The following is a 14577-nucleotide window of genomic DNA, read 5'->3' on the forward strand; positions in this document are numbered from 1 at the left end:
TTGCGAAGCGGCGGCGTGCGGTCAAGCTTCCGCCCGATAAGGCGGCGCTTCCGGTTTTTCTTTTTCCTGATAAAAAGCGTCGACGAAAATCTGGGCGTAATACGGGTCCCACTGCGTGCCTTTGCCTTCGGAGATGATCGAGATGGCTTTCTCCAGCGGCATGCCGCTGCGGTACGGCCGATCGGACGTCATCGCGTCGAAAGCGTCGGCGACCGCGATGATGCGGCCGAACTTCGGAATGTCGGTGCCGGCCAGCCCGTCGGGATAGCCGTGCCCGTCGTAACGCTCGTGGTGCGAACGCACGCCGGGCAGCAGGGGTGCCATCATCTCCAGCGGCTCGACGCGTTTGAGGATCTCTTCGCCGAGCGCCGGATGCTTCTTGATCTGCTCGAACTCTTCGTCGGTCAGCCGGCCGTCCTTGAGCAGCACGTTGTCGCGCACGCCGATCTTGCCGATATCGTGCAGCAGCGCCGTCTTGTTCAGCAGGTCGAGCTCTTCGCGCCCGAGTCCGGCTCCGCGCCCGATCAGCATCGAATATTCCGCGACGCGCTGCGAGTGGCCGGCCGTGTACGTGTCGCGGGCGTCAAGCGCCGCGGCCAGCGTCGAGAAGTAACTTTGCAGCAGCTGTTCGTTGATCCGCTGGCGCTGCGACAGGCCCTGCACCATGTGGTTGAAGCCGGATACGAGCCGCGAGAACTCGTCCGAATACAGGTCCGACGCGCGTACGTCGAGATCGCCGGTTCGGACCGCGCGCAGCGATTGTTCGAGATTGGCGATCGGTTGGCGGACGCTCCGGCTGAGCAGCCAGGCCCCGAGCGAAGAGAAGAAGATGCCGAATACGAGAATGAGCGACGCCCACTGCCAGTAATCTTCGACGAGGGGCGAGCCGGTAACGGTCAGGCGGATCTGCGTGGCCAGCACGAAAAAGAACAGCGGAAAAGCGCCGATCGAAAACGCGCTGAGCTGGAACTTGCGCTGCGTCGAGACGATAACCCGGCCGTCCAGCGATACCCGTTCGCCGTGCAGGCGCTCGCCGGTCTCGCTGACGAGCTGGAGCAGGGGACGGATCGCCTGGTCGGTCAGGAAATATTCGATCAGCGCGTGCATGCCCGCCACGAGGACGGCGCCGGAAGCGGCAATGCCGATGTAATAGACCGGAAGTTCGATCCAGCCGATGCGGATAAACCATAGGGTAAGCAGGATGGCGGGAACGGACAAGCCGAGCATATGCGGTCCCATGATGCGCAGGACGGACAGCGCGGGCAGCCGGTGGATCTGGACGTAGGCGTCCCGGATTTCGTCGAGCGACGGATGCTCCTTGAGGAACAGCCCGCGGATCGGGCGCACCTGCCGGGCGAACGTCAGCAGCTCGAGCGAGATCATTACCAGGAAGGAGACGAGCAGCACGATAAAGATGCGGTCAAATCCGCCGATCGGCAGTTTGAGCGCGGACGAAATCACGGCCCCTCCGACGCAGAGAACGGCCAGCACCGACCCGACGATGTAGTTCCGCACAAGCCGGCGTAAAAAGCGCCGGTATTCGGTCATTGAGATTCCTCTTTTCTAAAAAAAGCTGAAAACAAAGTTCACTCTTGTTATCGGCCGGAGGTGCCGCGTCCGTTACAGCAAAGAGGGTAGAGATCGACAAGAATGAACGGGGCGGAGGAATCGGGCGGCGCGTCGGCGTCGAAAAAGGGGATTACCGGTAGTTGTCGACGCTTGCCATCAGCGTTCGAATCGTTTCGTTGAGCGTGTTGATCTGCTGCAGGTCAAGCCCGCTCGATTCGATCATGGAAGTGGGGATGCAGCTTGCGCGGTCTTGGAGTTCGCGGCCTTTGTCGGTAATGCGCACGGTAACGATCCGTTCGTCTTCCAGCGAGCGGCTGCGTTCAAGCAGACCGGACGCTTCCATTCGCTTGAGCATCGGCGTGAGCGTACCCGAATCGAGGCTGAGCACCTGGCTCAGTTCCTTGATGCTGCTCTCTTCGCAATCCCAGAGGACGAGCAGGACCAGATATTGGGGGTAAGTCAGATTCAGATCGTCGAGCAAAGGCCGGTACATCCGGAAAATGGCCCGGGAACAAGCGTAAAGCGAAAAACAGAGGTGGGAGTCGAGCGCGAGCCGTTGTTGATCCATAACGTAACCGATCCTTTCGTTCATCAAATTGATAGATTCTTTAGCATTTTATATTTCGAACAACATAATTGCAATAAACTATACGCCAGAATCGAAAAAAATCCAATATATCGCTATATTTCGGTAAAGTTCGACAAAAATTGAAGAGTGCAGGGACGAAAGAAAAAAGCCGACGCGCGAAAAAACAGACCGCCGCGGCGGTCTGCCGGTAACGGCCGACCCGGTACAAATCGGGATCGGCGCGTTATTTAAGGTTGTTCACGTAAGTCTGGAAGCGGGTGGTGAAGACGTCCAGCTTCGCTTTGCCCGATTTGAGCTTCGCTTGTCCCTGCTTGTACGTGGTCCAGTTGATCTTCGCCCCGTACAGCGATTTCTTCATCAGCTGCATGCCCTGAAGCTGGAGCGAAGCGCCCTGGAGGTAATAAGCGTGGAGGTCGGACAAGGTCTTGCCCGCCGGCTTGATCTGCTTCAACTGGTAATAGAACTTGCTGTAGTTCGGGATGATGACGTTGTTCATGGCTGTGTACACGTCTTTGCGATTGGCCGCCGATACGTAGCCGACCGCGTTGAACGCGTCCGCCGCCTTGTCTTCGTACTGTACGATCGCGTCCATGCGATCCATATAATCGCGCGCTTCGATCTGCTCGGGACTGGCTTCCGTTTGTTCCTGCGGCGCAGGGGCGGTAGAAGCGGCCGGAGCAGCCGGAGCCGCGAAAGCCGAAGCCGGCAGAGCCGCGGAGCTCAGCAGGGCAAGGGAGAGAAACAGCGATCCCCATTTTTTCATCAGTGAACGACCTCCTGTGGGATAGGCGATTGGGATTGGGCGATTCGGGCAAAGCTTGTGCGGCGGGTTCCGGCGCTTACGGTCTGCCGGGACGGGTCTGGCGGCTGTCGACTTTGCTCTGCAAATAGTCGAAATCTCCGCGCAGCCGGTCGCGCACGGACTGTTCTTCCTCGAACGAGCCGCGGTTGGCGCGCTCGCGCAGTTCGCTGCGGATACTCTCGCGCAGCGCGTCGTCCGCCGATTCGGTCTCGAACGCGCCGTGGCGTTCTTCCCATTCGCTGCGAATGGCGCGCGCGTTCATCACCTCGTAGGCGACCAGCGCGGCGTCTTTGCGCACGACGGCGCTCGCTCCGAGCGCGTTCAGCCGGCTGCTGAGGCTGATCTCGTTATGTTCGCGTACAAGCGCAAGCAGCGACCATTCGTTCTCGTTGAGCTTCGCGGCGATCGCGCCCAGCATCCCGAATTCGTCGACGATTCGGGCCGCGTTCAGGTCGGCGTCCAGCAGCGGACCGGCATAACCGCCGATCAGCGTGCCGATCGGTCCGCCCATGACGGACACGATCGAATCGATCAGATCGTTCGTGAGATGGTCCGGCCCGGTCTCGTCTTCCGCGAAGCGTTCATCGCGTTCCCGTCCGATCCGGCCGGACGTCTTGCGCAGGACGGCAGCCTGAAGCACCGAGTAGTCGTCCGTCACCGGGTGTTCCCGGAAGCGTTCGAGCACCGCGGCCAAAGGCTCCTCCTGCTTGAAAGTCGTGAATACGATATGATCCATGGCGAAATCCCATCCTTTCGTCGTGACCGGGCCTGTCGGTATCCGGACTTCCCTACTCTTTTATAAAGTTCTTTTTTGCGTTTCAATCAGCGGCTGTACTAAAATGAATAAGGAATCGCGTCGATCGCGTGCGCGAGGACAAGGTTTGGAAAACAGGCATAAGATTTCAAGGAAGCAGGGGGATGACAATGGGATCTAAAAATTTGGCCGGAATCTCGCTGATCGTGATGGCCGCAGGCTTCGTGATCAGCTTGTTCCTGCCCGAGAACGTATGGACGTTCCTGCTGATCGGCGGCTTCGAAGCCGGTCTCGTCGGGGGCCTGGCGGACTGGTTCGCCGTGACGGCATTGTTCCGGCATCCGCTGGGCATTCCGATCCCGCATACGTCTCTGCTGCTCAAGAATAAGAGCCGCATCGTGGAGTCGCTCGTCTCCGCGATGGAGACGCAGCTGCTCAATAAAGAGAGCATCATCCGGCAGCTGCGCAAGCTCAACCTCATTCACAGCGCTTCGCGCATGCTGACCCGCCTGATGGCCCGCAAGCGCACCCGGCTGCAGGTGCTCGATTACGCGGCGGAAGCGATCGCCAAGCTGCCGCTCGACAAAGCGGTCGAGCCGGTGCGGGAAGCGGCGGAGAATTACATCCGCGGCATGGACGCGGCGGGTCTTGCCGACCGCGCGCTTACCAAAGTGCTGAACGACAGCTACGAGATCAAGCTGTTCGATTACGCGCTCGGCGAAGCGAGAGCGTGGGCGGCGCGTCCGGAGACGAAGGACACGATGGGCACGCTCGCGATGGAGCAGCTGTCCAACGCGAAAGTCGGCGGATTTACCGGGTTCGCTTTCCAGGCGTTCGCGGGCATGGTGAACGAAGACAAGCTTGGCTCCATGATCCAGACGATGCTCGTGGCGGGCATCGATTCGCTGCTTGATCCTTACGGCGAACAGCGGCTGGCGATTTTGCGCGAAGTGCGCGTGAAGCTGTTCGAAGCGGTCGGCGACGAAGAGAAGCTGGAATACGTGCGCGGTCAGGTGCTGGAAGTGCTGCACGAAGAAGCGACCGCCGCCTTCATCCGCGAGAATCTGGAGAAGCTGCGCGAATTCGCGCTGGCCAAAACGGAGGAAGAGCGCGTCAACGGCGGGCGGATCGTGTTCCGCCTGTACGCGGCTGCCGTTCGCGGCATCGCATCCGATCCGGAGCGGATCGAAATGTGGGAAGAGAAGACGCGCGGCGCGATCGTGCAGCTCGCCGAGAGCAACCATTACCGGATCGGCCAGCTGGTGCGCGACAACGTGGACCGGATGGACGATGCGCAGCTCGTGGAGATGCTCGAAGACAAGATCGGCAAAGATTTGCAGTGGATTCGCGTCAACGGCGCGGTGTGCGGTTTCCTCGTCGGGATCGTGCTGTCCGTTATTCAATTGTTCTGATTCCACGCCCGAAAAGCTTGTCGGACGTACGCCTCGGCGTACCCGGCAAGCTTTTTTTTGGCGTTGGCGCGCTGCTTCGGCAGAAAGGCGCCGGCGAAGGCGGGACGCGGGATTGGAGCCCGGTTATCAATTTGCTTGGCAGAAATTCGGAGACTTTGGCAACTTTTCTCTTGTTTCATGCGTCAGTTACTAAGATTAAAGAAAAAAGAGATCCAAAAAATCCAACCGAGCTTTCGGAAGGGAGAATGAATGACAATGAACAAGAAGAAAAAAATCAGTGCAGCTTTGCTTGCGGGGGCTCTGCTCATGCCTGCGGCGCTTCCTCATCCTGCAGACGCGGCAACCAATATCAAAATTTTCATTGACGGGGTCGAACTGAAATCGGCCCAGCCTCCGATTGCCCAGGGCAGCCGGACGCTCGCTCCCCTGCGCAGCATTTTCCAGGGATTGAACGCGCAGGTGAACTGGAACCAGAAGACCCAGACGATCACCGCCTACAAAGGCAGCAACACGATCGTGCTCAAGATCGGCTCCAAAGCCGCCACGGTCAACGGACGGAGCGTCACGCTCGACGTGCCGGCCAAAGCGATCAAGGGCAACACGGTCGTGCCGCTGCGCTTCATCGGCGAATCGCTCGGCCAGGACGTTCGCTGGAACGCCGCTTCGCAGAGCGTCATCATCACGACGACGGCCGAGCTGACGGCTCCGTCTTCCGTCACGGCCCGCAGCCTCGGCCAGTACGGCGACGGACGCGACCTGCAGGTCTCGTTCACGAAGTCCGCGGACGAAGCCTACGTCGACCATTACCGCCTGTTCGTGGTGAAGTCGGGCACGCCGTTCACGGCGGCGCAGGCCAAATCGGCCGCGAACAACTACACGACCGTGCTGCCTACGGGCGCCAACCAGAACGTGACGCTCACGTCGAGAACGACGGACAGCACGGGCGAGACGCTCAAAGCCGGTCAGGCCTACCAGGTCTACGCGGCAGCCATCGGCAACAACTATGCCGGCGGACAAGTTGAACTCTCTTCGGCTTCTTCGGCCGTCACGCTGAGCGGCGGCACGGCCGTCGGTACGGCGACCGCCGTCAAAGCGGCCGACGTCGGCGACTACCGCGACGGACGCGACCTGACGGTCAGCTTCGCCAAAGCCCAGGACGAGACGGGCCTGTCCGGCTACCGCGTCTTCGTCGTAAGAACGTCCGACGCGGCCTCGTTCAACCTGGCGGCGGCGAATGCCGTGCCGGCGCAGAACTATACGACGGTCGCGAAGGGACCGGCTTCGCCGAGCGTAACGCTGACCGCGCAGAGCCGCGATACCGCGGGCAATCCGCTTCAGAACGGCGTGCCGTACACGACCTTTGTCATGGGCGTGAGCGCTTCGAACACGGCGGCGAACAACACGCTGTCCGGCGGATCGGCTTCGGTGACGCTCGCGACGTCCGGTTCCGACGTATCCGCGTCGAACGTAGCCTTGAGCGACGTGAGCGATTACGGGGACGGACGCGATCTTCGCGTAGCGTTTGACCGCGCCGCGAACGAAGCCAACGTCAGCCAGTACCGCGTGATGGTCGTGAAGGATGCCAAAGCGGCTTCGTTCAACATCAACTCGGCCAACGCGACTACCAGCGCCAACTATACCGCCATCAACAAGACCGGCGGCAACCTGGCCCAGACGCTGAACGCTTCCGCCCGCGACAGCGACGGGGACGCGATCCGCAACGGCACTGCTTACCGCGTGTTCGTCCTGACGGTAGGTTCGGGCACGTCGACCAGCACGAACGTGCTGTCGGGCGTCTCGCAGCCGATTACGCTCGGCGGCAACAACGTCGGCACGGCGTTGACTCCGTCGCTTAGCGATTCCGGCAACTCCGGAGACGGCCGCGACCTGCTCGTGACGTTCGGCCGCGCTTCCGACGAGAGCAGCATTTCGGAATACCGCGTTCTGGTCGTGAAATCGGCCAGCGCTTCGAACTTCAATCTGGCTTCGGCCGTAAGCGTGCCGGCCGCCAACTACACCGTGCTGCCGCGCACCGGTTCGAACCAAAGCACGTTCCTGAACGCGGCGACCCGCGACGTGAACGGCGAACCGATCCGCAACGGCGTCGCTTACCGCGTGCTCGTGCTGTCGGTCGGCAGCGGCGCCTCGAACTCCAGCGCCAACTTCGCTTTGTCGGGCGCTTCGAACGCCGTGACGCTGTCGAACGGTTCCGCCGTGGCGGGCGCGACGAACGTCGCCGCTGCCGTCAACAGCTCGACGGGCAACGCGAGCGACGTGGAAGTGACGTTCAACCGCTCCGCGAACGAGGCGGACGTGAACGAATACCGCATCCTGGCCGTGCCTTCGAACCAATCCGGTTCATATAACCTGGCCAATGCCAATGCGGCCACGTCTTATACGCCGGTCGCGACGACGGGCACAGGTCCGATCCGCCAGGCGCTTAACGCCGGCAGCCGCGACGTGAACGGCGGCGTTATCTCGAACAACGGCTCTTACCGCTTCTTCGTCCTGACCGTGTCCAAGACCGGCGCCAACGTGCTGTCCGACCGTTCGAACGAAGTCTCGCTGAGCGAAGCCGGCGTGCCGGCGGCGACGAACGTCAGAACGTCCGCCAGCGGCCCTGCGGTAACGGTAAGCTTCACGCCTCCGACCAACGCGGCAGGCACGGCTTACTACAACGTGATGCTCGTACCGACGACCAGCGCGGCCAACTTCACCGTAGGCCAGGCGAACGCCGTACCGGCGTCGAGCGCCAAATATTCGAGCGGCGGCAACGTGACCTTCACGGTCAACGCCGACCGTGACGCGTTCAACAATCCGCTGCAGGCCGGCGTGCAGTATCGCGCGTTCGTCCTCTCGGTCGCCGACGGCGTTCGCGCCACCGGCAACGCGCTGTCCGAGAACGTCAACAACGATTTCTCCCTGACGAACTAACAGGCGCGGAGGAAGCGCAGACCGCGCAGAAGGCGGTCTCCCGCTTCGCCAGGAAGCTTCCGGATATAGTCCGGAAGCTTCTTTTTTTTGCGTATCGAATCGCAGCGGCAGCGCCCGGCGCCCAAAAAAAAGGATTGTAAGCAAGCAGGCGATGTCCTAAACTGGTCACATCGGAAATCCCGTCGGCAACCGGCAGACCCGCTTTTGAACTTATTTTCGCTCTCGTTCGGTCGTGTACTTCGTCTCCGCATGATCGGATCGTGGCGCCGCTGACCAAGCTGACGCGCGAGAGGCGGGGCGTCGAGAGCCGCGACCTGACGCCCCGATCGATCGCATGCGCGGTTCCGCTGCGGAGCCGGAGCGAATGGTCGACCGGTTCAAAGTCGGCGAACCGGACCGGACCGTGTAAGCTTGGAAGCCGAAGCCGGACGGTCCCGACAGCGGGTCGTCCGGCTTTTGCCGTTTGTCACGTCTGGCCGGCTATATTATAATGAAAGTCGGTTCGATTTTCATCGTATTTCATCGTTCACGACTCTAAACCGAAGGGAAGACTCCGATGCTGCCGATTCAACCGCAAGCCGTCCAAGAGCTGTTGGACAAATTGAAAAACCGCGAGCTCTACCTGCATCTTGAGCTCACCAACGGCGCCTATACGTTCGAGCAAGACCGTTCGAAGCTCGTCGCTTCGAACATGATCCGCAACGTCAAAGTCAGCTACTCGAACGGCTCGATCTCCGGAACCGGTCCTTACCGGGTTGGCCTGAAGATGCCGGAAGGCTGGATCTACGCCGAAGGACTGACGCATTACGAAGAAAGCGAGACGGAACGGGCCGTTCTCGCCGGCAACGACCGCGACGGCAAACTGGTCGTCAGCCTCATGCTGAGCCCGGAACCTTTCTAAGCATGATTCGGCGGCTCCGGGCCGCCTCGTCCGCTGCGACCTTTACGCTTCACGTTCACACTGTCATTCCATCAAAGCGGCTTGCGCCGCATTCGGAAAGGAGCGGGTACATCCCGTGGAACGCCATGTTTTGATCGTATTTCCCCACCCCGACGACGAATCTTTCACCGTCTCGGGCACGGCCGCCTATCACCTGCAAAACGGGACGCCCGTTACGTACGCCTGCCTCACGATGGGCCAGCTTGGCCGTAACCTCGGCAATCCGCCGTTCGCCAACCGCATAACGCTGCCGGCGATCCGCCGGGCGGAGCTCGACGCTTCCTGCGCGGCGATCGGCATCACCGATCTGCGCACGCTCGGTTTTCACGATAAAATGATCGAATTCGAAGATCGCGACCTGCTCGACGGCAAGCTGCGCGAGCTGATCGAGGAACTCAATCCGTCGCTGATCCTCACGTTCCACCCGAAATACAGCGTGCATCCGGACCATGACGCCTGCGGCGAAGCCGTCGTGCGCGTCGTCCAGGCGATGAAGCCCAAAGACCGGCCGAAAGTGCATGTGGTCGCTTTTGCCAAAGGGCATGAACGCGCGCTCGGACCGGCCGACGTCCACGTGGACATCACGCTGTTCCTCGAACAGAAAGTCGGTTCGATCAAGGCGCACAAATCGCAGTTCCATACCGATCCGGTGTTCGAAGGACACTCGATTCACGACCCGGTGCTGCGCGAACGTTTTGCGACCGAGAAGTTCTGGACGTACAAGTTCGACCCGCATCCGCAAAGTTAAAAAAGGTTCGTTCCCGCAAACGAAAAGCGTCCTGCCGTCTGGCAAAGATGTCGTTCGCACAACGGGTTCGTCCGACCTCCGACGCCGTGTACGCAGCGGTGCCGGAGGTTTTTTTGCATACATGCCTATAAGGTTCAGGTCTTGCCCCGGGTCTTTTCCCGGCCGCGGCCAAGCCCGATTGGCGCTTCTAAAATTTTAAATAAAAACAGGTTGTAAAACGCGGAAAGACGGATTATACTGAACTCAAAATGAAAGCGGTAACACAAACGGCATCCGTTTCTGGTATCGGTTTCAGAAAATTCTCTCCGTCCTCTTAGTGTCTTCTTATCGTTCTCTTATCGCCTCCTTACCGTTCTTTTACCGCCGGGTTAACGTCCTGTTATTATCCTCGCAAATCGTACTTTCCATCTGCTGCCGATCTTTTTCAAACCTTTTGCACGCCAATCTGGAATCGATACCAGAATATGTTCTCGCCGATGTTTTCCATCGTTTTTTACGCCAAAAAGGTGGTGATGCCGTATTAAACCCCGGGCAAGCGCAATCGATCTCCATCCTCTCCCGCATGCTGAACCGGCCAAATCCGTCGCACATGTCATTCCGTCTCGAACACAGAAGAACAGGGGGAATCAAACGATGAAACTCAGAACTTTTTCCATGCTCATGCTGTCGCTTTGCTTCATGTTCGTCATCAGTGCCTGCGGAGGGTCCGCGACTTCCGGCTCGACCGCTTCAAGCGGCGGGGGCACAGACGCATCCGGCCAGAAGGTGACGTTGAAATTGTGGTACTGGAACGGGGCCATCTCCGATTCCACGATCGAAGCCGCACGCAAAAAGTTCCCGAACGTCGATCTGCAGGCCGAGAAGCTGCCTTCCGGCGACGACTACCTGACGAAGCTCAAAACGACGATCGCCGGCGGCGGAGACGGCCCGGACATCGTGGCGATGGACAGCTGGGTCTCGTCAATGGTGACGTACAAAGAAAAGTTCGTGAACCTGTACGACCAGGGAGCCAAAGACATTCAGCCCGACTACCTCGACTGGAAATGGAACATGGCCGCAAGCGCGGACAATAAATACCTGATCGGCCTGCCGATCGACGTAGCTCCGGTCGTGCTGTATTACCGGACCGACCTGTTCGAGAAAGCGGGCGTGCCGAGCACGCCGGACGATATCAAAAACGAAGTGAAAACGTGGGACGACTATTTCGCGACGCTGCAAAAAGTGAAAGACGCCACCGGCTCGCAGGCCGGCACGATCGCCGACATGTACCGGTCGATCATCGGCCAAAGCAGCGACAATTATTTCGACGCGGAAGGCAACTATATCGGCGATCAGGCCCATATCAAAAAAGCGTGGGACGATTCCGTCAAAGCTTACCAGGCCGGCCTGACGTTCCCGTACTCGAACGATTCCGAGAAAAACGCGGCGATCAACAGCGGCAAAGTCTCTTCCTTCACCGGAGCTTCGTGGGCCGTCGGCGATCTCGTCAGCGCCGCGCCGGACACGAAAGGCAAATGGAATATCGCGTATCCGCCGGGCGGCGTAGGCAACCAGGGCGGTTCGTTCTTCGGCATCCTGCAGACGTCCAAATACCCGAAAGAAGCGTATGAAGTGATCCGCTTCCTCGTCAGTCCCGAGAACCTGCTGACCGCTTACAAAGAATTCGGCAACTATCCGTCCACGCCGTCCATCTACGACAGCCCGGACATGGTCAACAAAAACGAATTTTTCGGCGGCCAGGATCTCAGCACCGTGTTCGGCGAAGCCGCCAAAGACGTCAAAGTGGCCCATACCGATCCGCAGGACAACATGGTCGGCACGACGATCGTTGACGCGCTTGGCTCGGTCGACACCCAGAAGAAAGATCCCGAGCAGGCGTGGGAAGAAGCGCAGGCTACGATCAAACGCCAGCTTTCCCGTTAATTCGATGCAGGGAGGCATACCAATCTAATCGGCGATGGGGCGAGGGAATGTATATTCCCCGCCTCATTGAATTACGGGAGGGGTCAAAGTGGGGAACCTTTTCAAGGAAATCTACAAAAGCAGAACCTTGTACCTGTTTATCTCTCCGTTCTACATTCTGTTCCTGATCTTCTCCGTGTTTCCCATCTTCTTTTCCATGTACCTGGCGGTGCATGATTGGGACGGAATCGGGACGATGAATTACGTGGGATTCAGCAACTTCGTTTACATGTTCAAAGATCCGACGTTCTGGCAGGCGCTCGTCAACAATATCGTTTTGTGGATTCTCGGCAACGGTCCGATGCTGGTCTGCGCGCTGGTCGTCGCTTACGTCATCAACTTGTCGATCATCAAGTTCAAATCTTTTTTCCGGATCGCGTTCTTCCTGCCCAATATCACGGCGATGGTGGCGGTCGTCATCATCTTCCAATCGCTGTTCGGCAACGAATACGGACTGATCAACTTTTTGCTGCAGGAACTGGGGTTGAACAAAGTGGAATGGTTCAATTCGAGCTTCGGCGTCCGGGTCGTCATCGCGTCCATGATCAGTTGGAGATATATGGGCTACAACGCGATCATCTTTCTCTCGGGGCTGCAAAAAATTCCGAAAGACCTCTACGAAGCGGCCGAGCTTGACGGAGCGACCCTGTTCCAGAGCTTTACCAAAATCACGCTGCCGATGCTTCGGCCGATCATTCTGTTCTCCGTCATGATGTCGACGATCGGCGGATTCCAGATCTTCACCGAACCGCAGGTTCTGGCCGGCACCCAATCTCCGTATCCCGGCTCCGACACGATCGTGCTGTACATGTTCCGGGAAGGGTTCACCTACCAGCATTACGGATACGCGGCGGCGGTCTCATGGGTCTTGTTCGTCATCATCGGGTTGTTGTCGCTGATGAATTGGAAGTTCTTTAACAGAGCCGACGACTGAGGAAAAGAGGTGCAGGAAAAATGAACGGTGCAACCGGGTCGAAAAAGATACAAAAAGCGTTTTTCTATACGTTTCTGATGTTGGGCGTGCTGGTATCCATCTTCCCGTTTTATTGGCTGGTCGTAATGTCGACGAACCAAACGAGCGCGATTTTCGCTTTTCCTCCGAAACTGACATTTGGCAGTTATTTTATGACCAACTATAATCAGGTTATGGAGAACATGGATTTCATGCGAGCGTTCGCCAATACCGTGTTCATCGCGGTGCTGAGCACGACGCTGCAGCTGTTTTTCAATTCCTTGACGGGTTTTACTTTTGCCAAATTCAAGTTTCCCGGTTCGCGCTTCCTGTTCTTCCTCATGATCGGGACGATGATGATTCCGGCGCAGATGCTGCTCGTTCCGCAGTTTATCATCATCAAGGAACTCGGCTGGTTGGGCAGCTACAAAGCGCTGATCGTGCCGAGTATCGCGACCGCTTTCGGCATCTTCTGGATTCGGCAGTACGCGCTGGCGATCCACGACGATCTGCTGGAATCGGCCAGAATCGACGGCTGCAACAAATTCGGCCTGTACTGGCATATCGCGCTGCCGATTCTGAGACCGGCGCTGGCTTTCCTCGCGATCACGACGTTTATGGGCGTATGGGAAGATTACTTGTGGCCGCTGATCGTGCTGACGGACACGTCCAAATTTACGCTCATGCTCGCTTTGCAGCAGTTGAAGTCGGTGCATACGGCCGATTATTCGATGGTCATGACCGGCACGCTGCTCGCGACCGTTCCGTTGATCATTTTCTTCCTGCTCGTCAGCCGGCAGTTCATCGCGGGAATCATGGAAGGCGCCGTCAAAAGCTGAACGCGGCTCCACACATTTTACGGGCTTAGGCCCCACATCCGGAAAGGAGAGGGAACACGAAGATGGCGCCGAAAATCAAAGACGTGGCCCAAAAAGCGGGCGTATCCGTGACTACCGTCTCCCGAGTGTTGAACGGCGAGAAATACGTAAAAGACGACCTGAAAGCGCGGGTCAAAAAAGCGATCGACGAGCTCGGCTACACGCCCAGCCATATCGCGAGAAGCCTCGTTCGCAAAAAAACGAATCTGATCGGGGTCATCGTGCCCGACGTGACTTCGAGTTTCTACGCCACCATTTTGAGCAATATCGAAAAAACGGCCAGCCTCAACGACTATAACCTGATCGTCTGCAACATCATCGAAGACATCGACAAAGAGTACAAATATTTGCAGGTGTTCAAGGAGATGCGCGTAGAAGGCGTGATCGTCATGCACGAGAAATTGAACGACGAAATTCGGGAATTCATCGATAAAATGGACATTCCGCTTATTTTTTCGAGCGTCAAACCGAACGATCAAAAGTTCGGCTCCGTTATCATCGACGACCGCGCCGCCGCTTACGAAGCGACCGGCTATCTGATCGGGCTGGGCCATCGGCGCATCGCGTTTATCGGAGGCGACATGCGCGACGTCACTTCGGGCCAGGGCCGTTACGCCGGCTACATGCAGGCGATGCACGACAACGGCATCGCGATCGAGCAGGGGCACGTCCGGTTCGGCGATTACAAGACGCAGAGCGGATACGAACTTATGGCAGATATGTGCGGCGGCGGGGAACTGCCTACGGCGGTGTTCGCGGCCAGCGACGATATGGCGGTCGGCGCGATGAACTGCCTGCACGACAAAGGCTTGAAAGTTCCGGAAGACGTGTCGGTGATCGGGTTCGACGGCAGTCAGCTGACGGAACTCGTGCGCCCGCGCCTCACTTCCATGGAGCAGCCGATTCGGGAAATGGGCCAGGTGACGATCGAGAAGCTGCTTGATCTGATCGCGGGCCAAACTTCGCGGGAAGATGCCGTGCTCCGGCACCGGTTGGTCGTTCGCGACAGCTGCAAAGCACGCTGACCCGCTCCAAAG

12 protein-coding genes are annotated in these 14577 nt (G+C 58.6%); 8 read left to right on the forward strand and 4 right to left on the reverse strand.

Annotated elements, in window-relative coordinates:
- Positions 1-21: 21 nt before the first annotated feature.
- From FFV09_RS12210 to FFV09_RS12225, 4 genes are all read right to left on the reverse strand, one after another.
- Positions 22-1548 carry an HD domain-containing phosphohydrolase gene (locus tag FFV09_RS12210; protein ID WP_141448083.1) on the reverse strand — a complete coding sequence of 509 codons (1527 nt, stop codon included), beginning with the start codon at positions 1546-1548 and terminating at the stop codon, positions 22-24.
- A 151-nt stretch (positions 1549-1699) separates the two neighbouring features.
- A complete protein-coding gene (locus FFV09_RS12215; protein ID WP_337190048.1) occupies positions 1700-2050 on the reverse strand; it encodes a MarR family winged helix-turn-helix transcriptional regulator in 351 nt (116 codons plus the stop codon).
- Positions 2051-2381: 331 nt separating this feature from the next.
- Positions 2382-2921, reverse strand: coding sequence for a hypothetical protein (locus FFV09_RS12220; protein WP_141448084.1), 540 nt, complete (start codon positions 2919-2921; stop codon positions 2382-2384).
- Between the two features lie 76 nt (positions 2922-2997).
- On the reverse strand, positions 2998-3696 hold the full coding sequence (locus tag FFV09_RS12225) for a hypothetical protein (RefSeq protein ID WP_141448085.1): 699 nt from the start codon (positions 3694-3696) through the stop codon (positions 2998-3000).
- A 188-nt stretch (positions 3697-3884) separates the two neighbouring features.
- Between FFV09_RS12225 and FFV09_RS12230 the strand changes: the two genes are divergently transcribed.
- The 8 genes from FFV09_RS12230 (at position 3885) to FFV09_RS12265 (ending at position 14565) form a co-directional block, all read left to right on the forward strand.
- Positions 3885-5126, forward strand: coding sequence for a DUF445 domain-containing protein (locus FFV09_RS12230; RefSeq protein WP_141448086.1), 1242 nt, complete (start codon positions 3885-3887; stop codon positions 5124-5126).
- A gap of 255 nt (positions 5127-5381) precedes the next feature.
- Positions 5382-8060 carry a copper amine oxidase N-terminal domain-containing protein gene (locus FFV09_RS12235; protein ID WP_170315009.1) on the forward strand — a complete coding sequence of 893 codons (2679 nt, stop codon included), beginning with the start codon at positions 5382-5384 and terminating at the stop codon, positions 8058-8060.
- 556 nt (positions 8061-8616) lie between these two features.
- Positions 8617-8961, forward strand: a complete 345-nt coding sequence (locus FFV09_RS12240) for a YojF family protein (RefSeq protein WP_141448088.1) — start codon at positions 8617-8619, stop codon at positions 8959-8961.
- 115 nt (positions 8962-9076) lie between these two features.
- On the forward strand, positions 9077-9748 hold the full coding sequence (gene bshB2 / locus FFV09_RS12245; RefSeq protein ID WP_141448089.1) for a bacillithiol biosynthesis deacetylase BshB2: 672 nt from the start codon (positions 9077-9079) through the stop codon (positions 9746-9748).
- 633 nt (positions 9749-10381) lie between these two features.
- Positions 10382-11671, forward strand: coding sequence for an ABC transporter substrate-binding protein (locus tag FFV09_RS12250; RefSeq protein WP_141448090.1), 1290 nt, complete (start codon positions 10382-10384; stop codon positions 11669-11671).
- A gap of 88 nt (positions 11672-11759) precedes the next feature.
- The gene (locus FFV09_RS12255) at positions 11760-12644 is read left to right on the forward strand and encodes a carbohydrate ABC transporter permease (RefSeq protein ID WP_141448091.1); all 885 of its coding nucleotides are present in this window, start codon (positions 11760-11762) and stop codon (positions 12642-12644) included.
- Positions 12645-12664: 20 nt separating this feature from the next.
- Positions 12665-13501: a carbohydrate ABC transporter permease gene (locus tag FFV09_RS12260; protein WP_141448092.1), complete on the forward strand. Its 837-nt coding sequence runs from the start codon at positions 12665-12667 to the stop codon at positions 13499-13501.
- Between the two features lie 62 nt (positions 13502-13563).
- Positions 13564-14565 carry a LacI family DNA-binding transcriptional regulator gene (locus FFV09_RS12265; RefSeq protein WP_141448093.1) on the forward strand — a complete coding sequence of 334 codons (1002 nt, stop codon included), beginning with the start codon at positions 13564-13566 and terminating at the stop codon, positions 14563-14565.
- The last annotated feature ends 12 nt before the right edge of the window (positions 14566-14577 follow it).

The sequence above is a fragment of the Saccharibacillus brassicae genome (genome assembly GCF_006542275.1).
Lineage (GTDB): Bacteria > Bacillota > Bacilli > Paenibacillales > Paenibacillaceae > Saccharibacillus > Saccharibacillus brassicae.

Bases quoted from the DNA above. Each gene is read 5' to 3' on its own strand.
- FFV09_RS12210 (WP_141448083.1), bottom strand. From the start codon at position 1,548: ATGACCGAATACCGGCGCTTTTTACGCCGGCTTGTGCGGAACTACATC.
- FFV09_RS12220 (WP_141448084.1), bottom strand. From the start codon at position 2,921: ATGAAAAAATGGGGATCGCTGTTTCTCTCCCTTGCCCTGCTGAGCTCC.
- FFV09_RS12225 (WP_141448085.1), bottom strand. From the start codon at position 3,696: ATGGATCATATCGTATTCACGACTTTCAAGCAGGAGGAGCCTTTGGCC.
- FFV09_RS12230 (WP_141448086.1), top strand. From the start codon at position 3,885: ATGGGATCTAAAAATTTGGCCGGAATCTCGCTGATCGTGATGGCCGCA.
- FFV09_RS12235 (WP_170315009.1), top strand. From the start codon at position 5,382: ATGAACAAGAAGAAAAAAATCAGTGCAGCTTTGCTTGCGGGGGCTCTG.
- FFV09_RS12240 (WP_141448088.1), top strand. From the start codon at position 8,617: ATGCTGCCGATTCAACCGCAAGCCGTCCAAGAGCTGTTGGACAAATTG.
- FFV09_RS12250 (WP_141448090.1), top strand. From the start codon at position 10,382: ATGAAACTCAGAACTTTTTCCATGCTCATGCTGTCGCTTTGCTTCATG.
- FFV09_RS12260 (WP_141448092.1), top strand. From the start codon at position 12,665: ATGAACGGTGCAACCGGGTCGAAAAAGATACAAAAAGCGTTTTTCTAT.
- FFV09_RS12265 (WP_141448093.1), top strand. From the start codon at position 13,564: ATGGCGCCGAAAATCAAAGACGTGGCCCAAAAAGCGGGCGTATCCGTG.